This window comes from Streptomyces nigra, assembly GCF_003074055.1.
Classification (GTDB): Bacteria; Actinomycetota; Actinomycetes; order Streptomycetales; family Streptomycetaceae; genus Streptomyces; species Streptomyces nigra.
In genome coordinates this window covers 6,120,588-6,143,012 of the sequence record NZ_CP029043.1, presented here as the reverse complement: position 1 = coordinate 6,143,012, position 22,425 = coordinate 6,120,588, and the positions used below count along the sequence as shown (strand labels likewise).

Here is a 22,425-nt window from a genome sequence, read left to right as displayed (position 1 = left end):
TCAGAACAGCGCGGCGCCGCTCTCGAAGGCCAACAGGCGTTGTTTGCGGGGGAGGCCGCCGCCGTAGCCGGTGAGGGAGCCGGTCGCGCCGATGACTCGGTGGCAGGGGACGACGATGCCGATCGGGTTCTTGCCGTTGGCCAGGCCGACCGCGCGGGACGCGCCCTTTTTGCCCAGGGCTTCGGCCAGTTGACCGTAGGTGCGGGTCTCGCCGTAGGGGATCGCGCGCAGGTGGTTCCAGACGGTGAGCTGGAAGGGGGTGCCCTTCAGGTGGAGGGGGATCGTGAACTGCCTGAGCTCGCCTGCGAAGTAGGACTCCAGCTCTTCTTCCGTCTGGGCGAAGGGGGTTGCGTCTCGGGGGCCGAAGGTTTCCTCGGCCGGGCGGTGGCGTTGGGCTGTCATGTAGAGGCCGCACAGGACGCCGTCCTCGGCGACGAGGGTGAGGGCGCCGTACGGGCTGTCGATGACGGTGTGCTGTCGCACCGGTTCTCCTTACGCGGGGAGGAAGTTGATGGGGTGGCTGTCCGTCGCCCACAGGTACTGGACGGCGTAGGCGCGCCAGGGGCGCCAGGCGGCGGCGCGGGCGGTGAGGGCCGCGGGTGTGGACGGCAGACCCAGTTCACGGGCGGCGCGGCGGACGCCGAGGTCGGTGGGGAGGAAGGCGTCGGGGTCGCCGAGCGCGCGCATCGCGATGACGTCGACCGTCCAGGGGCCGAAGCCCGGCAGGGAGAGCAGGGCCGCCCGGGTCTCGGGCCAGTCGCTGTCCGGGCCGAGGCGGAGGTCGCCGTCGGCGAGGCGGCGGACCAGGGTCGTGAAGGTCGTGCGGCGGCTGCGGGGCATCGCCAGTGACTCGGGGTCGGCGGACGCCAGGGCGGCGGGCTCCGGGAAGAGGTGGGTGAGACCGCCCTCGGGGTCGGTCACCGGATCGCCGTGCGCGGTGACCAGGCGGCCCGCGTGGGTGCGGGCGGCCGCCGTGGAGACCTGCTGCCCGAGCACCGCCCGTACGGCGAACTCGGCCTCGTCGACCGTGCGCGGCACCCGGCGGCCGGGGGCCTTGTCGACCAGGGGCGCCAGCACCGGGTCGGTGCGCAACTGGTCGTCGACGGCGACCGGATCGGCGTCCAGGTCGAGCATCCGCCGGCACCGGCTGGTCGCGACGGTGAGGTCGCGCAGGTCGCTGAGGGTGAGGCGGCAGGCGATGTGGTCGGGCCGCGGGGTCAGCGCCACGATGCCGTGGCCGTACGGCAGCCGGAGCGTGCGCCGGTACGCGCCGTCCCGCCACTCCTCCACGCCGGGCACGGCGGTCGCCGCGAGGTGCCCGAAGAGGTTGTCGGGGTTGAGGGGGGCGCGGAACGGCAGGCGCAGGGTGAGGGCTCCGGCGGTGCCGCCCTGGGACGACCGGGGTGCGCGGGCGCGCAGGTCGGTCGGGGCCAGGGCGAAGACCTCGCGGACGGTGTCGTTGAAGGTGCGGACCGAGGCGAAGCCGGCCGCGAAGGCGATGTCCGCCATGGACAGGGGCGTCGTCTCGATGAGGAGCCGCGCGGTCCGGGCGCGCTGGGCGCGGGCCAGGGCGAGCGGGCCGGCGCCGAGTTCGGCGAGGAGCTGGCGTTCGATCTGGCGGGTGCTGTAGCCGAGGCGCGCGGCGAGGCCGGGGACGCCCTCGCGGTCCACGACGCCGTCGGCGATGAGCCGCATGGCGCGGGCCACGAGGTCGGCGCGCTGGTTCCACTCGGGTGAGCCGGGGCTGGTGTCCGGGCGGCACCGCTTGCAGGCGCGGAACCCGGCCTGCTGGCAGGCGGCGGCGCTCGGCAGGAACCGCATGTTCGCGGGCCTGGGCGGCACCGCCGGGCAGCTGGGCCTGCAGTAGATCCCGGTCGTGACGACCGCCGTGAAGAACCACCCGTCGAAGCGGGCGTCCTTCGACTGCACGGCGCGCACGCAGCGCTCGACGTCGGTGTGCATCCCCTGGTTCATGGGTCCAGGATCGGGGACGGGGTGGGGGGCTGCTGGCGAGAATCCGACACGTAGGTCGGGGGTCCCTCCGCTCAGGTGCTCGGGCCGATGCCTCTCAGTTGTTCCATGGTGCCGCCGATCCGGGGGCGCAGCCGTTCCAGTACGGCGGGCTTGCCGCTGACCACCCAGCGGGTGCCGACCAGGTACGTGCCGCCGTAGACGGAGGCCGAGTCCAGCCAGGTCCGTTTCAGCTTCTCCTCGGGGAACGTCGTGACGAGGTAGTCGCCCTGCTTCGTCCGGCAGACGCCCTCGCGCAGCTCGTTCGCCTCGGTCCTGATCTTCACCTTGCACCCGGTCAGGCCGGCTATCACCTCGATCTTCGCGGGTGCCACCACGCCGGCCTCGGTGGCGGAGACCTTCGGCGGGCCGCTCGACGCGGCTGCCGAGCCCGAGTCGCCGCCACCGCAGGCGGTGGCCAGGAGCAGCGGGGCGAGGCCGGCGGCGAGCGCGGCCCTGCGGGTTCCGGTTCCTCGGTTCGTCATGTCCGACTGGTGTGCCTGGTGCGTCTCCACGAGGAGGGGTACGGATCAGCCCCGGGCGGTGTTCACGCCTCCAGCCGCCTGGCGAACACGTCGTACGCGGCCGCGTCGAACAGCACGAACCGCGCCTCCTCGACCTGGGTCTCCGCCGCCCTCACGGTCTCCACGGCGATCCGGGCGCCGTCGTCCATGGGCCAGCCGTAGATACCGGTGGAGATGGCGGGGAAGGCGACCGTCCGCGCGCCGAGTTCGTCGGCGACGCGCAGGGACTCGCGGTAGCAGGAGGCCAGCAGGTCCGAGAGGTCCTCGTCCCGCGACCAGACCGGGCCCACCGTGTGGATCACCCATCGGGCCGGCAGGTCGCCGGCCGTGGTGGCGACCGCCTGTCCGGTGGGCAAACCCTTGCCGTACCGGGAGGCCCGCAGCGCGCGGCACTCGGCGAGGATCGCGGGGCCGCCACGCCGGTGGATGGCACCGTCCACGCCGCCTCCGCCGAGCAGGGAGGAGTTCGCGGCGTTGACGATCGCGTCGGCCGTCTGCCGTGTGATGTCGCCCCGGACGAGTTCGATGGTGGTCATGGGCCCTTCCTAGCAGGACGGGCCGGTCGACGCAGGCGCGGGGCCCGTGGCTCAGGACTCAGGGCCCTGGGCTCAGGGCTCCTGGGCTCCTGGGCTCCTGGGCTCAGGGCTCCTGGGCTCAGGGCTCCTGGCGCAGGCGGCGCCAGACCGCCTTGGCCGCGTTGTGCCCCGCCATGCCGTGCACGCCCGGGCCGGGCGGGGTCGCGGACGAGCAGAGGTAGATGGCGGGGTGCGGGGTGCTGTACGGGAACAGCGAGAGCTTGGGGCGCAGCAGCAGGCGCAGACCGGTGGCGGCACCGGAGCCGACGTCGCCGCCGACGTAGTTGGCGTTGCGGGCGGCGAGTTCGGCCGGGCCCGCGGTGGCACGGGCGAGCACCCGGTCACGGAACCCCGGTGCGAAGCGCTCGAGTTGGCGTTCCAGGGCGTCCGTGAGGTCGCCCGTCCAGCCGTTGGGGACATGGCCGTAGGCCCAGAACACGTGCTTGCCCTCGGGGGCCCGGGTGGGGTCGACGACGCTGGGCTGCACGGTGATCATGAACGGCCGGTCGGGTGCGCGTCCCTCGCGCGACGCGGCCCGCAGCGCCGCCCCGATCTCCGCGCTGTCCGCGCCGATCTGCACGGTGCCGGCCCGCCGGGCCTCGGGCGCGGTCCAGGGCACGGGGCCGTCCAGCGCGTAGTCGATCTTGAAGACGCCGGAGCCGTACCGGTAGTTCTCGTAGTACCGGCCGAAGCCGGCGATCCGGGCGAGCGCGGTGGGCGAGGTGTCGAAGACGTACGCCCGCGCGGGCGGCAGGTCGTCGAGTCGCTTCACCTCGTAGTCGGTGTGGACGGTGCCGCCGAGGTCCTTCAGATAGGCGGTGAGGGCGTCGGAGATGGACTGGGAGCCGCCCCGGGCGACGGGCCAGCCGCGGGCGTGCGCGGCGAGGGCGAAGACCAGGCCGATCGCACCGGTCGCGAAGCCGCTCAGCGGGGCCATCACATGGGCGACCAGGCCGGAGAAGAGGGCCCGCGCGCGTTCGTCGCGGAAGCGGCGCATCAGCCAGGTCGACGGCGGCAGCCCGGTCAGCCCGAAGCGGGCGAGGGTCACCGGGTCGCGGGGCAGCGCGGTGAGCGGCAGCGACATGAAGTCCCGTGCCAGGGTGTCCCACTTGGACAGGAACGGGGCGACCAGCCTGCGGTACGCGCCCGCGTCGCGCGGCCCGAAGGACGCGGCCGTCTCGGCGACGGACCGGGACAGCACGGCGGCGGTGCCGTCGGCGAAGGGGTGGGCCATGGGCAGCCCGGCGTGCAGCCACTCGAGCCCGTAGCGGTCGAGCGGCATCGCCCGGAACGCGGGCGAGTTGATGCCGAGGGGGTGGGCGGCCGAGCAGGGGTCGTGCCGGAAGCCGGGCAGCGTCAGCTCCTCGGTGCGGGCCCCGCCGCCGACGGTGTCCCGTGCCTCGAACACGGCCACGGAGAAGCCCCTGCGGGCCAGCTCCACGGCAGCGGTCAGGCCGTTCGGTCCCGCACCCACCACGACTGCGTCGAGCATCGACGGCACGTTCGGACCCCTTCGTCAGGCGGCGGCCTAGAGGAATCAGGATAGGCCGGGGCCTTGTCGCCCCACCTCCGCTCCCCCGCGGCCGACTCTATTCCTACGCCGCTCGCCGCGCTCCGCCGGACAGGAGTCCCGCCACCCGCCGGGCCGTGGCGGCGTCGCGGGCCGCCGTGAACGGCAGGGCGTTGCCCCCGGTGATACGGAACGGCTCCCCCGTGCGCGTCAGGTGGGCGCCGCCCGCCTCCTCCACGAGCAGCAGTCCGGCAGCGTGGTCCCATGCGGCCTCCCATCCGAAGGCGGTGGCCTCCAACTCGCCCCGCGCGATGGCCAGGTACTCCAGACCCGCCGAGCCGCACGGGCGCGGGGCGACGCCGTCGGTCCACAGGCCGAGCAGGGCCCGCTTCTGCTCGTCGGTGGTGAAGTCCGGGTGGGAGGTGGCGACGCGCAGGTCGCTGCCGGGGTCCGGGGCTCCGGCGTGCAGCCGCTCGCCGTCGAGGAAGGCGCCCCGGCCCCGTACGGCGGTGGCCAGCTGGTCGAGGGCGGGTGCGTAGGTCCAGGAGGCGAGCACGACGCCGTGCCGGGCGAGGGCGACCAGGGTGCAGAAGCCCGTGTCGCCGTGCACGAACTGGCGGGTGCCGTCGACGGGGTCGACGATCCACACCGGGGCGTCGCCGCGGATCGCGTCGTACACGGACGGATTCGCGTGGACCGCCTCCTCGCCGACGACGACCGAGCCGGGCAGGAGGGCGCCGAGGGCCTCCGTGAGATACCGCTCGGCGAGCCGGTCGGCGTCGGTCACCAGGTCGTGCGGTCCGCTCTTGCGGTCGACCTCGTGGTCGGCGAGCCGGCGGAAGCGGGGCATGATCTCGGCGGCCGCCGCCTTGCGGACGGCGTCCTCCACGTCGGTGGCGTGCTGGGCGAGAAACTCTTCGATGGTTTCGTTTTCTTCGATCACCCGTCCATGGAAACACGTGCCACTGACAACGCCCGCCCGCCGGGTGACCTGCGGACGGACTCCCGGTGAACTCGCGTGGTCGCTGCCCCTCGGGGCCCCTCAGCGTCCGACGGCGTAGCCCTGCATGCCGCGCGGGTTCGCCGCGGCGGACAGCACCCCCGTTCCGGGGTCCCGGGCGACCGCGCACAGGCGGCCCTCCGACCAGGCGTCGCCGACCGTGACGTCGTGACCGCGCCGCCGCAGCCCGTCGATCACCGCGGGGGCGGTGCGGCCCTCCACGGTGACGCTCCCGGGCCGTGTCCCGCGCGGGTAGAAGGAGCCGGGGAAGCTGTCGTTGTGCCAGTTCGGGGCGTCGATCGCGCCCTGCAGGTCGAGGCCGCCGCGGACCTGCCCGCGCAGCGCGACCGCGAGGAAGAAGTGCAGCTGCCACTGGTCCTGCTGGTCCCCGCCGGGGGTGCCGAAGGCGAGGACGGGCACGCCGTCGCGCAGCGCGATGCTGGGGGTGAGCGTGGTGCGCGGGCGCCGGCCCGGGGTCAGGGAGTTCGGCAGTCCCTCCTCCAGCCAGGTCATCTGCAGGCGGGTGCCGAGCGGGAAGCCGAGTTCGGGCACGACGGGGTTGGACTGGAGCCAGCCGCCGCTGGGGGTGGCCGCGACCATGTTGCCCCACCGGTCGACGATGTCGAGGTGGCAGGTGTCGCCGCGGGTGAGCCCGTCCGCGGCGACCTCGGGCTCGGCCGGCACCGGCGCCACGGGCGACTTGGCGACCGTCGGCTCCCCGGCGCCCGGCGCGACGGAACCGGGCGCGGCGGCCTCCCCGCGCGCGTGGGCGCCCAGCCGGGGCACGCGCCCGCCGGGGCTGCCGGGCCGCAGCTCGAAGGAGGCGGCCTCGCCCACCAGCCGGCGGCGATCGGCGTTGTAGGCGTCGGACAGCAGGTCGTCGAGCGGCACCTCGGCGGCGTCGCCGTACCAGGCCTCCCGGTCTGCCATGGCCAGCTTGCAGCCCTCGACGAGCAGGTGGACGTAGCCGGCGGACCCGTACGGCGGCAGCTCGTCGGGGAGCAGGGCGAGCTGCTGGAGGAGCACCGGGCCCTGGCTCCAGGGCCCGGCCTTGCACAGGGTCCAGCCGTTCCATTCGTACGTCGCGGGGGCCTCGTAGGTCGCGGACCAGCCGGCGAGGTCGGCGGCGGTGAGGGTGCCGGTGTGGCGCTCGCCGCTGGTGTCGAGGGTGGGCCGCTGCGCCTGCCGGACGAGCGCCTCGGCGATGAACCCGGTACGCCACACCGCGCGCGCGGCCTCGATCTGCGCGACGCGGTCGCCGGCGCCGGAGATCTCCTCGAGCAGGCGCTTCCAGGTGGCGGCGAGGGCCGGGTTCCGGAAGAGGGCGCCGGGGCGCGGCGGCTCGCCGTCGGGCAGATACACCTCGGCGGAGGAGGTCCACTCCGTCTCGAACAGCTCGCGCACGGTCTCCACGGTCTCGCCGACCCGCTCCACGGGCGCGTGCCCGTGTTCGGCGTAGTGGACGGCGTACGCGAGGACGTCGGCGGGTGCCAGGGTGCCGTGGTCGCGCAGCAGCACCATCCAGGCGTCGAAGGCGCCGGGCACGGCGGCGGCCAGCGGTCCGGTGCCGGGGACGAGGTCCAGGCCGAGGCCGCGGTAGTGGGCGACGGTGGCGTCCGCGGGGGCGACGCCCTGGCCGCACAGCACCCGCACCTCGCCGCCCGCCGGGGCGAGGAGGATGGGCACCTCGCCGGCCGGGCCGTTCAGATGCGGTTCGACGACGTGCAGCACGAACGCGCCCGCCACGGCGGCGTCGTAGGCGTTGCCGCCTCGCTCCAGCACCGCCATCGCGGACTGCGAGGCGAGCCAGTGCGTGGAGGACACCATGCCGAAGGTGCCCTGGAGGGTGGGACGGGTGGTGAACATGGCGGGCGTCACCTCGCGGTCGGGGCCGGACGGGTCCGTCCGATCTTGCGTGACCGCCTGTTCGATGTTCAACCGTCCATGGGGGCACGGAGCGAGGGTGGCGTGAAGGTGTGGCGGTCGGGCACCCGTGGCGGGCACGCAGGGCGGGGCCACGGGCGGCCGGTCAGCCCTTCCCCGAGGCCCGCGACGAGGGCGGGGAAATGGTGTGAAAGGCCAGGATCTCCGGGCAGGGAGCAACTCCGGGCCCACCGGCCCGTACCCAGGCGATGACGTCCTCGGTGGCGTCGGGGTCGTTGACGAGGCCGAGCCACACCGGCCGGGCGCCCGCCGCGCGCGCCGCGGCGGAGGGCTGGACGACGACCACGTTGGCGTGGTCGCAGACGTCCAGGCAGTCCGAGACACGGACCGGGACGCTCTCCTGCAGCCGGGCGGCCTGACCCGCGTGGTCGACACCGGTCACCTTGGGGCTGCCGCAGCAGCAGTCCCGGCAGAGCACGACCCGGCAGGGCGTGGACGGAATCTGCCGATCCGGGAGCGACGGCTGGGGCGGGGAGACGGACATACACGCCTTGAGGGTCGGGGCTCGTACGCGGAGCCGGCCTGCGGAGGGCCTCCCCGCCCGGGGGCGTGGAGGTGCCGGCAGGTCTTCGGACTCGGGTTCGTCCCGGCGGGGCGCCTTCCCGGTCTCCCAGTGGCGTGCCTGCCCCGCCCGTCCCCCTCACCGCTGCGCGTCAGTTCCGGATTCGCACCGGATTCCCTGGCCCCGGAGAAGGGGCGCGACCAGCCCCACGAGGCTATCAAGTCAGGGCCCGGAGCCACTCGTTCAGCGTGCCCGCGCGGGCACCGCCGGGGTCCCGAGACCCAGGTCACAATCTGGAAGAGGGCAAGGTCACAGCCATGCCCCCTGCTGCTCCTTTGACCATCTGACCTAGCATCCGAGCATGACGGTCCTGCCTGACGACGGGCTCTCGCTGGCCGCCGAGTTCCCTGACGCAACCCATGAGCAGTGGCGACACCTGGTGGAAGGTGTGCTGCGCAAGGCGGGCAAGGACGTGTCGGGGACGGCTGCCGAGGACGCCCTGTCCACCCCACTCGAGGACGGGATGCGCTCCCGCCCGCTGTACACCGCGCGTGACGCCGCGCCCGACCCCGGCCTGCCCGGCTTCGCCCCCTATGTGCGGGGTGGTCGCCCCGAGGGCAACACCGCCGGCGGCTGGGACGTACGGCAGCGGCACACCACGGCCGCGGACGGCGTGGTGCTGGCGGACCTGGAGAACGGCGTCACCTCGCTCTGGCTGGTCCTCGGCGAGGCGGGCATCCCGGTGTCCTCCCTCGGCAGCGCCCTCGACGGCGTGTACCTCGACCTCGCCCCGGTCGTCCTGGACGCGGGCGCCGAGTCGGAGGCCGCCGCACAGGCGCTGCTCGCCCTGTACGAGGAGCGCGGCGTCGCCAAGGACGCGGCACGCGGCAACCTCGGCTTCGACCCGCTCGGCCACGAGGCCCGCACCGGTACGTCCCTGCCGTTCGCCCCGGCCGCCGCGCCGGCCCGGCGGTGCGCCGAGGAGTACCCGGGGCTCAGGGCCCTGACCGTGGACGCGCTGCCGTACCACGAGGCCGGCGGCTCGGCCGCGCAGGAGCTCGGCGCCGCGCTGGCCACCGGTGTGGCGTATCTGCGGGAGCTGACCGAGGCCGGGCTGACGGTCGAACAGGCCGCCGGCCAGTTGGAGTTCCGCTACGCGGCCACCGCCGACCAGTTCCTGACCATCGCCAAGCTGCGGGCGGCGCGCCGCCTGTGGGCACGGGTGACCGAGGTGTCCGGGGCGCCGAGCGCCCAGGTACAGCACGCCGTGACCTCGCCGGTGATGATGACCCGCCGCGACCCGTGGGTGAACATGCTGCGCACCACGGTCGCCACGCTCGCGGCCGGTGTCGGCGGCGCCGACTCGGTGACCGTGCTGCCCTTCGACCACGCGCTGGGCCTGCCCGACGCGTTCGCGCGGCGCATCGCCCGCAACACCTCGACCATCCTCATCGAGGAGTCCCACCTCGCCCGGGTCATCGACCCGGCGGGCGGCTCCTGGTACGTGGAGCGGCTCACGGACGAACTGGCCCACGCGGGCTGGGAGTTCTTCCAGCGGATCGAGCGGGCGGGCGGCCAGGCCGCCGCGCTGCGTTCGGGACAGCTGCGCGACGACCTCGCCGCCACCTGGGAGGCCCGCACCGGCAAGCTGGCCAAGCGGCGCGAACCGGTCACCGGGGTCAGCGAGTTCCCGCACCTCGGCGAGCAGCCGGTGGTGCGTGAGCCCGCGCCCGAGCCGCCGTCCGGCGGTCTGCCGCGGGTCCGGCGCGACGAGGCGTACGAGGCGCTGCGCGCCCGCTCCGACGCGCATCTGGCCGCGACCGGCGCCCGGCCGCGGATCTACCTGGCCGCGCTCGGCCCGGCCGCCGCCCACACCGCGCGTCTGACCTTCGCCTCGAACCTCTTCCAGGCCGGCGGCATCGAGCCGGTCACCGAGGGCACCTTCGAGGAGAGCGGCGCCACCGAGGCGTGCCTGTGCTCCAGCGACACCGTGTACGAGGAGCAGGCGGCCGAGGTCGCCGGGCGGCTGAAGGCAGCCGGTGCCGCGCATGTGTTCCTCGCCGGGCGGCCCGGGGACCACCCCGGGGTCGACGGCCATGTCTTCGCGGGCTGTGACGCCGTCGCCGTCCTGTCCGCCACCCTCGACCGCATGGGAGTGTCCTGATGGGAATCCCCGACTTCACCGGGATCGAACTGGGGACCCCGGCCGCGGCGGGCGGCTCCGACGAGTGGCGTACGGCCGTCAAGCAGGCCACCGGCGGCGACGAGCCGCTGTGGGAGACGCCCGAGGGCATCGCGGTCAAGCCGCTGTACACCGGGCGTGACCTGGAGGGCCTGGACTTCCTGGGCACCTACCCGGGCATGGCGCCGTATCTGCGCGGCCCGTACCCGACGATGTACGTCAACCAGCCGTGGACGATCCGCCAGTACGCGGGTTTCTCCACCGCCGAGGAGTCCAACGCGTTCTACCGGCGCAATCTGGCGGCCGGTCAGAAGGGCCTGTCGGTCGCCTTCGACCTGCCCACGCACCGCGGCTACGACAGCGACCACCCGCGGGTGACGGGTGACGTCGGCATGGCGGGCGTGGCCATCGACTCGATCTACGACATGCGGCAGCTGTTCGACGGCATCCCGCTGGACAAGATGACGGTGTCGATGACGATGAACGGCGCGGTGCTGCCGGTCCTCGCGCTGTACATCGTCGCCGCCGAGGAGCAGGGTGTACCGCCCGAGAAGCTGGCCGGGACCATTCAGAACGACATTCTGAAGGAGTTCATGGTCCGCAACACCTACATCTATCCGCCGAAGCCATCGATGCGGATCATCTCCGACATCTTCGCCTTCACCTCGCAGCGGATGCCCCGCTACAACTCGATCTCCATCTCCGGCTACCACATCCAGGAGGCCGGTGCGACGGCCGATCTGGAGCTGGCGTACACGCTCGCGGACGGTGTGGAGTACATCCGCGCGGGCCGCGAAGCCGGCCTGGACGTCGACGCGTTCGCGCCCCGGCTGTCGTTCTTCTGGGCGATCGGCATGAACTTCTTCATGGAGGTCGCCAAGCTGCGCGCGGCGCGCCTGCTGTGGGCGAAGCTGGTCAGGCAGTTCGACCCGAAGAACTCCAAGTCGCTGTCGCTGCGCACCCATTCGCAGACGTCGGGATGGTCGCTGACCGCGCAGGACGTGTTCAACAACGTCACGCGCACCTGTGTCGAGGCGATGGCGGCGACGCAGGGCCACACCCAGTCCCTGCACACCAACGCGCTCGACGAGGCGCTGGCCCTGCCGACCGACTTCTCGGCGCGTATCGCCCGCAACACCCAGCTGCTGCTCCAGCAGGAGTCGGGCACCACCCGGGTCATCGACCCGTGGGGCGGCAGCGCCTACGTGGAGAAGCTGACGTACGACCTCGCGCGCCGTGCCTGGCAGCATATCCAGGAGGTCGAGGCGGCCGGCGGCATGGCCAAGGCGATCGACGCCGGCATCCCGAAGCTGCGTATCGAGGAGGCCGCGGCCCGCACCCAGGCGCGTATCGACTCCGGGCGCCAGCCGGTGATCGGCGTCAACAAGTACCGGGTGGACAGCGACGAGCAGATCGACGTGCTGAAGGTCGACAACTCCTCGGTGCGCGCCCAGCAGATCGCCAAGCTGCGGCGGCTGCGCGAGGAGCGCGACGAGACGGCGTGCCGGGCCGCGCTGGACGCGCTGACCCGGGCGGCCGGCGGCGAGGGCAACCTGCTGGAGCTGGCGGTGAACGCCGCCCGCGCGAAGGCGACCGTCGGTGAGATCTCCGACGCCCTGGAGAAGGTGTACGGGCGGCACGCGAGCCAGATCCGTACGATCACGGGCGTGTACCGCAACGAAGCCGGGGAGTCGCCCGCCGTGGACCGCACCCGCACCCTCGTGTCCGACTTCGAGGAGGCCGAGGGCCGCCGTCCGCGCATCCTGGTCGCCAAGATGGGCCAGGACGGCCACGACCGCGGCCAGAAGGTCATCGCGACCGCGTTCGCCGACCTCGGTTTCGACGTCGACGTCGGCCCGCTGTTCCAGACGCCCGCCGAGGTGGCCCGGCAGGCCGTCGAGGCCGACGTGCACATCGTCGGGGTGTCGTCGCTGGCGGCGGGCCATCTCACGCTCGTGCCGGCGCTGAAGGAGGCGCTGGCCGAGGAGGGGCGCGAGGACATCATGATCGTGGTCGGCGGGGTCATCCCGCCGCAGGACGTGGCGACGCTCCTGGAGATGGGCGCGGCGGCGGTCTTCCCGCCCGGCACGGTCATCCCGGACGCGGCGTACGACCTGGTGCGGCGGCTGGCGGACGGACTCGGGCACGAGCTGTGATCGATGTCGACGCGTATGTGAAGGGCGTGCTCGACGGGAAGCGGGCGATCGTCGCGCGCGCCATCACCCTCGTCGAGTCGACGCGGCCCCAGCACCGGGTGCTGGCGCAGCGGTTGCTGACCGAGCTGCTGCCGCACAGCGGGCGGGCGCGGCGGATCGGGGTCAGCGGAGTACCGGGCGTCGGCAAGTCCACGTTCATCGACGCCTTCGGGACGATGCTCACGGGTCTCGGGCACCGGGTGGCGGTGCTGGCGGTCGACCCGTCGTCCAGCCGTACGGGCGGGTCGATCCTGGGCGACAAGACGCGGATGGAGCGGCTGGCGGTCGACCCGGCGGCCTTCATCCGCCCCTCCCCCACGGCCGGGACGCTGGGCGGGGTCGCCAAGGCCACCCGGGAGTCCATCGTCGTGATGGAGGCCGCGGGCTACGACGTGGTGCTGGTGGAGACGGTCGGCGTGGGCCAGTCGGAGACGGCCGTGGCCAACATGGTCGACTCCTTCCTGCTGCTGACGCTGGCCCGCACCGGCGACCAGCTCCAGGGCATCAAGAAGGGCGTGCTGGAGCTGGCCGACGTCCTCGCCGTCAACAAGGCGGACGGCCCCCACGAGCGGGACGCGAAGGCGGCGGCGCGCGAACTCGCGGGCGCCCTGCGCCTGATGCACGGCAAGGACGCCGTCTGGACGCCGCCCGTCCTGCACTGCAGCGGCCGTGAGTCGATCGGTCTGGACGCCGTCTGGGACCGTCTGGAGCAGCACCGGGCCCTCCTGGACTCCACGGGCCGGCTGGCCGCCAAGCGGCGCGACCAGCAGGTCGACTGGACCTGGACCATGGTCCGCGACGAACTCCTGGGCCGTCTGCACGCGGCCCCGGCGGTCCGCTCCCTGGCGCCCACGCTGGAACAGCAGGTCAGAGACGGCGAGTTGACGGCCACGCTGGCGGCGGAACGCATCCTGGCGGCCTTCGAGGGCGGCACGGAGCCTCACGGGGCGCCGCGTGCCGCGACGAGCCCCGACTCGTAGGCGAACACGACGAGTTGGGCGCGGTCGCGCGCGCCCAGCTTGGTCATGGCCCGGCTGATGTGGGTCTTCGCGGTGTACGGGCTGATGACCATGTGCGCGGCGATCTCCTCGTTGGTCAGTCCGCGTGCCGCCAGCGCCGTCACCTCGCGCTCGCGGCGGGTCAGCGACTCCAGCCCCGGTGGGGTGGCCCGGTCGGGCGGCCGGGACACGAACTCGCCGATGAGCGTGCGCGTCACCGACGGCGACAGCAGCGCCTCGCCGCGCGCCACGACGTCGATCGCCTGGAGCAGGTCGGCCGGTTCGGTGTCCTTCAGCAGGAAGCCGCTGGCCCCCGCGCGCAGCGCGTCGAAGACGTACGCGTCATGGCCGTAGTTGGTGAGGATGACGACCCGGACGGCGGCCAGCGCGGGGTCCTCGGCGATCCGGCGGGTGGCCTCGATGCCCGTCATCACCGGCATCTGCACATCGATGAGCGCGATGTCGGGCACCTCGGCGCGGACCAGTTCCAGTCCCTGCGCGCCGTCCGCGGCCTCGCCGACCACCTCGATGCCGTCCTCGGCGTCCAGCAGGGCCCGGAAGCCCGCCAGCATCAGCGCCTGGTCGTCGACGAGCGCCACCCGGATCGCACCGTGGGTCATCGCGTCGTGGGTCATAGCGTCGTGGGTCATCGCGTCTCCCCCAGCGGCAGCCGCGCCCGCACCGCGAATCCGCCCTCCGCGCGCGGGGCCGCCTCCAGCGTGCCCCCAAGAGCGGTGACGCGCTCGCGCATCCCGGTCAGACCGGTCCCGGGGGCGGGCGGACACGACGGATCGGCGGCACCGTCGTCCTCCACACGGACCGTCAACTGCCCGTCGCCGTGCTCGAGATGGACATCGACCTTCGCGGGACCGGCATGCCGTGCCGCGTTGGTCAGGGCCTCCTGGACGATGCGGTACGCCGCCCGGTCGACCGGCGCCGGCAGGGGCCGCTCCTCACCGGTCACGGTCAGCTCGACGGCGAGCTCGGCGGCCCGGGCCCGCTCCACGAGCAGCGCGGGCGAACCGGCGGGCTCGTCGGTGCGCAGCACCTCCAGCGTGGCCCGCAGTTCGCGCATGGCCTCGCCGCTCGCCTCCTGGATGGCGAGCAGGGCGGGCGGCACCTCCTCGCCGCGCTTGCGCGCCAGGTGCACGGCGACGCCCGCCTGGAGCTTGACGATCGAGATGCTGTGCGTGAGGGAGTCGTGCAACTCCCGTGCGATCCGGAGGCGTTCCTCACCGGCCCTGCGCAGCGCGGCCTCCTCCCGGGTGCGCTCGGCCTCCAGGGCCCGCTGTTCGGTCTGGCGCAGATACGCCTGCCAGTTGCGATCGGCGAGGCCCGTGACGAGCGCGCACACGAACCAGCCTGCCAGCAGCAGGGTCTCGCGGACGGGCGTGGAGCCGCCGGCGCCCACGGCCGCGTAGGTGCCGAGGAAGCCGGCGGCGGCCACCGCGGCCGTGCCCCGGTACCCGGCCCGCGACGCGGTGTGGACGGCGCCGACGACGGGCAGGGCGAGGGTGGCGGCGGCCCCGGCGAGCGCGACGGCGGCGAGCAGGCAGCCGGTGGTGACGGCGAGGACCGCGCGCGGGGCGGAGCGGTGCGCGGCGATGGCGAGTGAACCGGCCACGATCAGCGCCAGATCCACCACGGACGCCCGGTCGTCCGCGACGGCGGCGAGCACGGTGATCGCGCCGGCCACGACCGCGCCGGCCGCGTCGGCGAGCCGCTCGCGTGTGAGGCGTTCCCCGTCCATGCCCCGCACCCTAGACCGCGCCACCGACACCGTCGTCAGCCCTGTGGACGGCTCGGCGACTACTTCCGTGGCAGTAGTGCCGCGCGTGGGCCCGCCCGGCCGGAGCAGCCCGGAGTGCGTCCGCCGGTACGACGCCCGGCACACCCCCCGCGGCGCACGCTCTTCCCCATGACCACCGTCTTCCGGCACACCGAGCCCCTGCCTCCCCGGTCCGCCACCGGCACCGTCGCGGAGGCCTACGCGCAGATCCGCCATGACTTCGGCATCGCCGACCCGTCGACCTTCGTGGTCCTGTCCTCCGCCCCCGAACTGCTCACGTCCTCCTGGGCGTTGATGCGCGAGTCGCTGATCGCCGGCCCGGGCGGCCGTACCGGCAAGGAGCTGGTGGCGCTCGGGGTGTCGCTCGCCAACCGGTGCCCGTTCTGCGTGGACGCGCACACGGTCCTGCTGCACGCCACCGGCGACCACGTGCTCGCCGAGCGGCTGGCGCGCGGGGAGACACCCACGGACGAGACGCACGCCCGGCTGGTGGAGTGGGGGCGGCGCACACGGGAGCCGGGCGCACCCCTGGAGCCGTACCCCTTCCCGAGCGAGGACCTTCCCGGGTACCTGGGGACGGCGCTCAGCTTCCACTTCATCAACCGGATCGCCTCGGCCCTGCTCACCGAGAATCTCCTCCCGGGCGGCGCCCAGCGCTTCCGGGCGGTGCGCAGCGTGGTGGGCCGGAGCCTCGCGCGGACCGTCCGCCGTACGGCCCGGCCGGGCGGGTCCCTGATGCTGCTCGACCCGGTCGACGCGGGCGAGTCCCCCGCGTGGGCGGGCGGCACCCCGGTCGGTGTCGCGTACGCGGCGCTGCTGCGGGCCGCCATGCGGGGTGCGGCCCTGCTGGGCGCCGACGAGCACGTGGTGGTGGAGGCGGCCCTGCAGGACTGGGACGGCTCGCATCCGCCGCTGAGCGGGGAGGGCTTCCCGGACCGGCGCGAGCACCCCGGGGCGCGGCTCGCGCTGCTGGCCGCGCTGGCGCCGTACCGGATCACCGAGGAGGACGTCGCGGCGTGGCGTACCCGGGAGCACACCGACCACTGTCTGGTGCATCTGGTCGCCTACGGGGCCTTCGTCGCCGTGGACCGCATCGAAAGCTCCCTTTCCACGCGAATCACCCTGGAGACGCCGTAACTCGCCCAGGACACCCCGGGTTCGGGCTCCTTCCGTAATGGCGTCGGCACGGAGCGAGTTGACCCTTCCGCCTCACGGAGAGTCGTGTGACACTGGCGTCCCGTCCGCTGTGCGGACCCCCTCCGCACCGTCCCCCACGAAAAGCGACCCGTGCGATCACTGCCCTTGCCGCTCGCCCTCACCGCGCGCCTGTCGCCCGTCGTCGTGCTCGCCACGGCGGGCTGGGCGCTGTCGTCCGGACCCGACGCGACGCCGGCCCCCGAGGACCGTACGGCGGCGCAGCGGACCGAGGAGGAGGCGCCGGACGCGCCCGCGACGGCCGCCGCGTCCAAGACGTACACCGCCGCCCCGTCGCCGTGCGGCAGCCTGTCCGAGAAGTCGGTCAAGGGTCTGGTGCCGGGGGCCAAGGCGGCCGGCAAGGAGATACCGTCGACCGACAAGACGCTGCGCCGCACCTGCTCGTGGAACGCCCTCAAGGGCTACGAGTACCGCTGGCTGGACGTGTCCTTCGAGATCACGGAGTCGGAGGAGGCCGCGGCGGAGTCCTACAAGGGGCGGCTCGCGGACCGCAGCGGCGGTGGTGAGGTCCCCGGCATCGGGGACGCCGGCTACTCCGTCGTGAACCTCACCACCGAGGACAAGCAGCAGACCCGCGAGGGTGTGGTGATCGTCCGCACATCCAACGCGCTGGTCTCGGTCACCTACAGCGGCAGCGACTTCGAGTCGAAGAAGGCGCCCGCCACCGACGAGATCAACAAGGGCGCCATCAAGGCCGCCCGGGAGGCCGTGGCCGCGCTGGAGGACGGCGCCAAGGGCTGACCGTCCTCCAGCGCGGCACTCGTCAGGACTCGGCGGGCTCCTTGCGGCCGCCCATCAGCACCACGTACAGCACGAGCGAGGTGGCCAGGCCCACCGCCCAGCCGTAGTCGGCGAGCGGCTTGAGGAACGGGATCAGTCCGTCGGCCGGGAACGGCCCGTTCCGGCTGCCGTCGGCACCGACCCCCGAGTACGAGCCGCCGACCGCGAGGACACCGCCCACCAGGAAGGCGGCGATGGCCCGCCAGTTCCAGCCGGACGAGTACCAGTAGCGTCCGCCGGGGGTGTACAGGTCCGCGAGGTGCAGGACCGTCCGCCGGACGATCCAGTAGTCGGCGATGAGGATGCCCGCGACGGTGCCGAGCAGACCGCCGACCACACCGAGCCAGGTGAAGATGTAGAACTCGGGCGTGGAGATCAGCTTCCACGGGAAGATCAGGATGCCGACGACACCCGTGATCAGCGCGCCCGTACGGAAGTTGATGAGTTTGGGCGCCAGGTTCGCCAGGTCGTACGCCGGGGAGACCACGTTGGCCGCGATGTTCACGGAGACGGTGGCGATCAGGACGACGATCAGAGCGAACAGCAGGCCGAAGGCGCTGTCGGTCTTGGCCGCGAGGGCGACCGGGTCCCAGATCGCCTCGCCGTAGACCGCCTCGGAGCCGGAGGTGACCAGGACGGCGAGGATCGCGAACAGCGTCATGGTGGTGGGCAATCCAAGTGATTGCCCCCAGGTCTGGGCGCGCTGGCTGGAGCCGAAGCGCGTGAAGTCGGGGATGTTCAGGGACAGCGTGGCCCAGAAGCCGATCATGCCCATCAGGGACGGGAAGAAGACGGGCCAGAAGTCGGCGCCCCAGCCGAGCTTGGACGGCTGGCCGAGCAGTGCGCCGAAGCCGTCCGCCTTGACGGCGATCCAGATCAGCAGCACGAACGCGCCGACGATGACGAAGGGCGCGGCCCAGTTCTCGAAGTGCCGCAGGAAGTCCATACCGCGGTAGATGATCGCGATCTGCACGGCCCAGAACAGCAGGAAGCACAGCCACAGCGGCCAGGGGTTGCCGGCGATCTTCCCGGCGTTCTCCCAGTGCCCGCCGGTGAGTTTGGAGCCGAGGGCGAAGATGCCGCTGCCGCCGATCCAGGTCTGGATGCCGAACCAGCCGCAGGCCACGGCGGCCCGGATCATCGCCGGGATGTTGGCGCCGCGCAGCCCGAAGGAGGCGCGCGCGAGGACGGGGAACGGGATGCCGTACTTCGGTCCCGCGTGCCCGGTGGCGAGCATCGGCAGCAGCACGATGACGTTGGCGAGCGCGATGGTGAAGACGGCCTGCTTCCAGTCCATGCCGAGGGCGACCAGACCGGAGGCCAGGGTCCAGCTGGGGATGCAGTGCGCCATGGAGATCCACAGCGCCGCGAAGTTGTACGTCGTCCACTTGCGCTCGGCGACCGGGACGGGGCGGAGGTCCTCGTTGGCGAAGGGGCTTTCGGAGGGGAAGGCCTCGGGGGCGAGTTCGACGCGGCCGCCGGGGAGGGCGGTCTGCGGTATGGACGACCCCGTGGGGACTGTGTCTGTCATGGGCAGGCCAATCAATCGGGCGGGACGGGAGAGGCCGTGCGGGCCCCAGGACCCTCCCCCGAGACGAGGGGGAGGGTGACGAGGGGTGGGGGGTCGGGTGCAGCCGTACTGCGAACGCGCCTGTGCGGGCTAGGTCGTGTCCGTAAAGTCGCGTCGTCCGCCCGTAGGGCGGGCCGAGCGGCGTCCGGTGCGTGCTCTGGGGGTACCCCCTGCTCGAAGAGCTGGGGGGAGCGCCGGACGGGCTCCCGCGTACTGGTTGTACGCGGGTGGCCGGCCGGTGCGGCGAGAGGGCGTGCCGGGCGTCGAACGGCAGGCGGGACTTTGCGGACACGGCCTAGGAGTTGACGGCGGGGATGACGGAACGCCCGTAGGCGTCGATCACGGCTTCCTGCGCGTCGTGCATGTCGTAGACGGCGAACTGGTCGACGCCGAGCTCACGCAGCGCGTTCAGCTTCTCGGTGTGCCGCTCGACCGGTCCGATCAGGCAGAACCGGTCGACGATCTCGTCGGGGACGAAGGCGGTGTCGGGGTTGTCGGCCCGCCCGTGGTGGGAGTAGTCGTACCCCTGGCGCGCCTTGATGTAGTCGGTGAGCTCCTCGGGGACGGCCGAGGAGTGCTCGCCGTACTTGGCGACCAGGTCGGCCACATGGTTGCCGACCATCCCGCCGAACCAGCGGCACTGCTCACGGGCGTGGGCGAGCGCCTCCGGCGAGTCGTCCTCGGTGACATAGGCGGGGGCGGCGACGCAGATCGTCACCTCGGACGGGTCGCGGCCCGCGGCGGCCGCCGCGTCCTTGACGGCCTTGACCATGTACTCGGTCAGATAGAGGTCGGCCAGCTGCAGGATGAACCCGTCGGCCTCCTCCCCGGTCATCTTCAGCGCCTTGGGGCCGTACGCCGCCATCCAGACGGGGAGTTCGGCGCCGGGCTTGATCCACGGGAACCGGACGACCGTGCCGCCGCCGAGGTCGGCCTCCCGGCCGCTGCCGAGCGCCCGGATGACCTTCATCGCGTCGCTGATCCGGGCCAGGGTGTTGGGCTTGCGCCCGGCCACGCGCATCGCCGAGTCGCCGCGCCCGATCCCGCACACCGTGCGGTTGCCGAACATGTCGTTCAGGGTGGCGAAGGTGGAGGCGGTCACCTCCCAGGTGCGGGTGCCCGGGTTCGTGACCATCGGGCCGACCTTCAGATGCTGCGTCTGGGCCAGGATCTGGCTGTAGATGACGAACGGCTCCTGCCACAGCACGGCCGAGTCGAAGGTCCAGCCGTGGGTGAACCCGTTGTCCTCGGCGCGCTTCATCAGCTCGACGACCCGTGAGGCCGGCGGGTCCGTCTGCAGGACGAGTCCGAAGTCCATGTGCTCCGCTCCTAGTTCAGGTACTGACAGGTGGAGCGGGGCGTGTAGACACCGTGCCCGGCGCGGCCGGTGTACTCCCGCTCGGTGATGACGGGCTCGCCGCGCGAGAGGACCGTCTCGACCCGGCCGGTGGTCCGCCGGCCCTCGTACGCCGAGTAGTCGACGTTCATGTGGTGGGTCTCGGCGGACATGACCTGCTCGGCGTGCGGGTCGTAGATCACGACGTCGGCGTCGGCGCCCGGCGCGAGGGTGCCCTTCTTCGGGTACATCCCGAACATCCGGGCCGGGGTGGCGCAGGCGATCTCGATCCAGCGGCGGCGCGAGATGTGCCCGTCGACGACGGCCTGGTGCAGCAGGTCCATCCGGTTCTCGACGCCCGGGAGGCCGTTGGGGATCTTCGAGAAGTCGCCGCGCCCCAGCTCCTTCTGGCCGACGAAGCAGAACGGGCAGTGGTCGGTGGACACGACCTGGAGGTCGTTGGTCCGCAGGCCCTTCCACAGCTGCGCCTGGTGCTCCTTGGGCCGCAGCGGCGTCGAGCACACGTACTTCGCGCCCTCGAAGTCCGGCTCGGCCAGGTTGTCGGTCGACAGGAACAGATACTGCGGGCAGGTCTCCCCGAAGACGTTCAGGCCGTCGTCGCGCGCCTTCGCCAGCTCCGCGACCGCCTCCGTCGCCGAGACGTGCACGACGTACAGGGGCGCGCCCGCGACCTGGGCGAGCTTGATGGCGCGGTGGGTGGCCTCGGCCTCCAGCAGAGCCTTGCGCACCTCGCCGTGGTAGCGCGGGTCGGTCTCGCCTCGGGCGAGCGCCTGCTCGACCAGGACGTCGATCGCGATGCCGTTCTCGGCGTGCATCATGATCAGCCCGCCGTTCTCGGCGGAGCGCTGCATGGCGCGCAGGATCTGACCGTCGTCGGAGTAGAAGACCCCCGGGTACGCCATGAACTGCTTGAAGGACGTGACGCCCTCCTCCACCAGCAGATCCATCTCCTTGAGCGTCTCCTCGTTCACATCGGAGACGATCATGTGGAAGCCGTAGTCGATGGCGCAGTTGCCCTCGGCCTTGGCGTGCCAGGCGTCGAGCCCTTCCCGCAGGGAGTGCCCGACACTTTGCACGGCGAAGTCCACGATGGTCGTGGTGCCGCCCCAGGCGGCGGCCCGGGTGCCGGTCTCGAAGGTGTCGGAGGCGAAGGTGCCGCCGAACGGCAGCTCCATATGGGTGTGGACGTCGACCCCGCCCGGGATGACGTACTTCCCGGTGGCGTCGATGGTCCGCTCGGCGGTCCAGGCCGCGGCGGCCGGGGTGCCGCTCGCGGCGAGGGCGGCGATCCGGCCGTCCTCGATCAGGACGTCGGCGTGCATCTCGTCGGACGCGGTGATGACGAGACCACCGCGGATGACGGTACGGCTGCTCATTCTCCCTCTCCTCCCGTGGTCGGCACTGGGGTGGTCACGGCGCCGTGATCGGGCCGTAGGCGTCGGGCCGGCGGTCCCGGAAGAACTGCCAGCGGTCGCGGACCTCGCGCAGCTTCGCCATGTCCAGGTCCCGCACGACGAGTTCGGTCTCCTTGTCGCTCGCCACCTCGCCCACGAACTGGGCCTCGGGGTCGACGAAGTACGTGGTGCCGTAGAAGTCGTTGTCGCCCAGGTCCTCGACGCCGACCCGGTTGATCGCGCCGACGAAGTACTCGTTGGCGACGGCCGCCGCGGGCTGCTCCAGCTGCCAGAGATAGCGGGACAGGCCGCGCGACGTCGCCGACGGGTTGAAGACGATCTCGGCGCCGGCCAGCCCCAGCGCCCGCCAGCCCTCCGGGAAGTGCCGGTCGTAGCAGATGTAGACGCCGATCCGGCCGACGGCCGTGTCGAAGACGGGCCAGCCCAGGTTGCCCGGGCGGAAGTAGAACTTCTCCCAGAAACCGGGGACTTGCGGGATGTGGTGCTTGCGGTACTTGCCGAGGTACGAGCCGTCCGCGTCGATCACGGCGGCCGTGTTGTAGAGGACGCCGGGCTGCTCCTCCTCGTACACGGGCAGGATCAGGACGATGCCCAGCTCGCGGGCGAGGTCCTGGAAGCGGCGGACGATCGGGCCCTCGGGCACCTGCTCGGCGTACTCGTAGAACGCCTTGTCCTGCACCTGGCAGAAGTACGGGCCGTAGAACAGCTCCTGGAAGCAGAGCACTTGGGCGCCCTGGGCGGCCGCGTCCCGGACCGCCTGTTCGTGCACCTGGATCATCGACTCCTTGTCGCCGGTCCAGGCGGTCTGGAAGAGGGCGGCGCGGATCACTGGGCTCATCGGGACCTCCGGTCGCTCGGT

At 72.8% G+C, this 22,425-nt stretch carries 19 protein-coding genes and 1 riboswitch; of the genes, 5 read left to right on the top strand and 14 right to left on the bottom strand.

What is annotated here, in order from left to right; genetic code table 11:
* The 8 genes from DC008_RS28315 to DC008_RS28280 form a co-directional block, all read right to left on the bottom strand.
* The gene (locus DC008_RS28315) at positions 1–483 is read right to left on the bottom strand and encodes a methylated-DNA--[protein]-cysteine S-methyltransferase (protein WP_108709380.1); all 483 of its coding nucleotides are present in this window, start codon (positions 481–483) and stop codon (positions 1–3) included.
* A 9-nt stretch (positions 484–492) separates the two neighbouring features.
* Positions 493–1,962 (bottom strand): DNA-3-methyladenine glycosylase 2, encoded by a 1,470-nt coding sequence (locus DC008_RS28310; RefSeq protein WP_108709379.1) that lies wholly within the window; start codon positions 1,960–1,962, stop codon positions 493–495.
* 83 nt (positions 1,963–2,045) lie between these two features.
* Entirely contained in the window at positions 2,046–2,495 is a 450-nt protein-coding gene (locus DC008_RS28305; protein WP_108710902.1) for a hypothetical protein, read from the bottom strand.
* Positions 2,496–2,557: 62 nt separating this feature from the next.
* Positions 2,558–3,070 carry an O-acetyl-ADP-ribose deacetylase gene (locus DC008_RS28300; RefSeq protein WP_108709378.1) on the bottom strand — a complete coding sequence of 171 codons (513 nt, stop codon included), beginning with the start codon at positions 3,068–3,070 and terminating at the stop codon, positions 2,558–2,560.
* A gap of 118 nt (positions 3,071–3,188) precedes the next feature.
* Positions 3,189–4,601, bottom strand: a complete 1,413-nt coding sequence (locus DC008_RS28295; protein WP_108710901.1) for a phytoene desaturase family protein — start codon at positions 4,599–4,601, stop codon at positions 3,189–3,191.
* A gap of 103 nt (positions 4,602–4,704) precedes the next feature.
* Positions 4,705–5,562, bottom strand: a complete 858-nt coding sequence (locus DC008_RS28290; protein ID WP_108709377.1) for an inositol monophosphatase family protein — start codon at positions 5,560–5,562, stop codon at positions 4,705–4,707.
* Positions 5,563–5,661: 99 nt separating this feature from the next.
* Complete coding sequence (locus tag DC008_RS28285; RefSeq protein WP_108710900.1) at positions 5,662–7,485, bottom strand: gamma-glutamyltransferase family protein; 1,824 nt, start codon at positions 7,483–7,485, stop codon at positions 5,662–5,664.
* A 163-nt stretch (positions 7,486–7,648) separates the two neighbouring features.
* Complete coding sequence (locus DC008_RS28280; protein ID WP_208646019.1) at positions 7,649–8,047, bottom strand: (2Fe-2S) ferredoxin domain-containing protein; 399 nt, start codon at positions 8,045–8,047, stop codon at positions 7,649–7,651.
* A gap of 59 nt (positions 8,048–8,106) precedes the next feature.
* A riboswitch (cobalamin riboswitch) is annotated at positions 8,107–8,285 on the bottom strand.
* 141 nt (positions 8,286–8,426) lie between these two features.
* Here DC008_RS28280 and DC008_RS28275 point away from each other — a divergent pair.
* From DC008_RS28275 to meaB, 3 genes are read left to right on the top strand one after another with little or no spacing between them, the layout of a single operon-like run.
* Positions 8,427–10,229, top strand: a complete 1,803-nt coding sequence (locus tag DC008_RS28275; protein WP_108709375.1) for a methylmalonyl-CoA mutase family protein — start codon at positions 8,427–8,429, stop codon at positions 10,227–10,229.
* Positions 10,229–12,403, top strand: a complete 2,175-nt coding sequence (gene scpA / locus DC008_RS28270; protein WP_108709374.1) for a methylmalonyl-CoA mutase — start codon at positions 10,229–10,231, stop codon at positions 12,401–12,403. Before DC008_RS28275 ends, scpA begins: the two co-directional genes overlap by 1 nt.
* The gene (gene meaB / locus DC008_RS28265; protein ID WP_108709373.1) at positions 12,400–13,422 is read left to right on the top strand and encodes a methylmalonyl Co-A mutase-associated GTPase MeaB; all 1,023 of its coding nucleotides are present in this window, start codon (positions 12,400–12,402) and stop codon (positions 13,420–13,422) included. Before scpA ends, meaB begins: the two co-directional genes overlap by 4 nt.
* Here meaB and DC008_RS28260 read toward each other — a convergent pair.
* Both DC008_RS28260 and DC008_RS28255 read right to left on the bottom strand, forming a co-directional pair.
* Positions 13,383–14,090, bottom strand: coding sequence for a response regulator (locus DC008_RS28260; RefSeq protein ID WP_425276555.1), 708 nt, complete (start codon positions 14,088–14,090; stop codon positions 13,383–13,385). The genes meaB and DC008_RS28260 overlap by 40 nt on opposite strands.
* Complete coding sequence (locus tag DC008_RS28255; RefSeq protein ID WP_108709372.1) at positions 14,087–15,190, bottom strand: sensor histidine kinase; 1,104 nt, start codon at positions 15,188–15,190, stop codon at positions 14,087–14,089. The genes DC008_RS28260 and DC008_RS28255 overlap by 4 nt, the downstream gene beginning before the upstream one ends.
* Before the next feature lie 168 nt (positions 15,191–15,358).
* On the opposite strand from DC008_RS28255, the gene DC008_RS28250 reads away from it, so the two are divergent.
* A complete protein-coding gene (locus tag DC008_RS28250) occupies positions 15,359–16,366 on the top strand; it encodes a carboxymuconolactone decarboxylase family protein (RefSeq protein WP_108710898.1) in 1,008 nt (335 codons plus the stop codon).
* Between the two features lie 150 nt (positions 16,367–16,516).
* Complete coding sequence (locus DC008_RS28245) at positions 16,517–17,185, top strand: hypothetical protein (protein WP_055619390.1); 669 nt, start codon at positions 16,517–16,519, stop codon at positions 17,183–17,185.
* Positions 17,186–17,207: 22 nt separating this feature from the next.
* Here the strand turns inward: DC008_RS28245 and DC008_RS28240 are convergent, their stop codons facing one another.
* The 4 genes from DC008_RS28240 to DC008_RS28225 form a co-directional block, all read right to left on the bottom strand.
* A complete protein-coding gene (locus tag DC008_RS28240) occupies positions 17,208–18,755 on the bottom strand; it encodes an NCS1 family nucleobase:cation symporter-1 (RefSeq protein WP_108709371.1) in 1,548 nt (515 codons plus the stop codon).
* A gap of 334 nt (positions 18,756–19,089) precedes the next feature.
* The gene (locus tag DC008_RS28235) at positions 19,090–20,112 is read right to left on the bottom strand and encodes a TIGR03842 family LLM class F420-dependent oxidoreductase (protein ID WP_108709370.1); all 1,023 of its coding nucleotides are present in this window, start codon (positions 20,110–20,112) and stop codon (positions 19,090–19,092) included.
* 11 nt (positions 20,113–20,123) lie between these two features.
* Positions 20,124–21,527 (bottom strand): dihydropyrimidinase, encoded by a 1,404-nt coding sequence (hydA, locus tag DC008_RS28230; protein WP_108709369.1) that lies wholly within the window; start codon positions 21,525–21,527, stop codon positions 20,124–20,126.
* 34 nt (positions 21,528–21,561) lie between these two features.
* Positions 21,562–22,404, bottom strand: coding sequence for a nitrilase-related carbon-nitrogen hydrolase (locus DC008_RS28225; RefSeq protein ID WP_062667024.1), 843 nt, complete (start codon positions 22,402–22,404; stop codon positions 21,562–21,564).
* Between the last annotated feature and the right edge of the window lie 21 nt (positions 22,405–22,425).

Coding starts and splice junctions, on each gene's coding strand:
- DC008_RS28310 (WP_108709379.1), bottom strand. CDS start 1,962: ATGCACACCGACGTCGAGCGCTGCGTGCGCGCCGTGCAGTCGAAGGAC.
- DC008_RS28305 (WP_108710902.1), bottom strand. CDS start 2,495: ATGACGAACCGAGGAACCGGAACCCGCAGGGCCGCGCTCGCCGCCGGC.
- DC008_RS28300 (WP_108709378.1), bottom strand. CDS start 3,070: ATGACCACCATCGAACTCGTCCGGGGCGACATCACACGGCAGACGGCC.
- DC008_RS28295 (WP_108710901.1), bottom strand. CDS start 4,601: ATGCTCGACGCAGTCGTGGTGGGTGCGGGACCGAACGGCCTGACCGCT.
- DC008_RS28285 (WP_108710900.1), bottom strand. CDS start 7,485: ATGTTCACCACCCGTCCCACCCTCCAGGGCACCTTCGGCATGGTGTCC.
- DC008_RS28280 (WP_208646019.1), bottom strand. CDS start 8,047: ATGTCCGTCTCCCCGCCCCAGCCGTCGCTCCCGGATCGGCAGATTCCG.
- DC008_RS28275 (WP_108709375.1), top strand. CDS start 8,427: ATGACGGTCCTGCCTGACGACGGGCTCTCGCTGGCCGCCGAGTTCCCT.
- scpA (WP_108709374.1), top strand. CDS start 10,229: ATGGGAATCCCCGACTTCACCGGGATCGAACTGGGGACCCCGGCCGCG.
- DC008_RS28260 (WP_425276555.1), bottom strand. CDS start 14,090: ATGACCCACGACGCTATGACCCACGACGCGATGACCCACGGTGCGATC.
- DC008_RS28255 (WP_108709372.1), bottom strand. CDS start 15,190: ATGGACGGGGAACGCCTCACACGCGAGCGGCTCGCCGACGCGGCCGGC.
- DC008_RS28250 (WP_108710898.1), top strand. CDS start 15,359: ATGACCACCGTCTTCCGGCACACCGAGCCCCTGCCTCCCCGGTCCGCC.
- DC008_RS28240 (WP_108709371.1), bottom strand. CDS start 18,755: ATGACAGACACAGTCCCCACGGGGTCGTCCATACCGCAGACCGCCCTC.
- DC008_RS28235 (WP_108709370.1), bottom strand. CDS start 20,112: ATGGACTTCGGACTCGTCCTGCAGACGGACCCGCCGGCCTCACGGGTC.
- hydA (WP_108709369.1), bottom strand. CDS start 21,527: ATGAGCAGCCGTACCGTCATCCGCGGTGGTCTCGTCATCACCGCGTCC.
- DC008_RS28225 (WP_062667024.1), bottom strand. CDS start 22,404: ATGAGCCCAGTGATCCGCGCCGCCCTCTTCCAGACCGCCTGGACCGGC.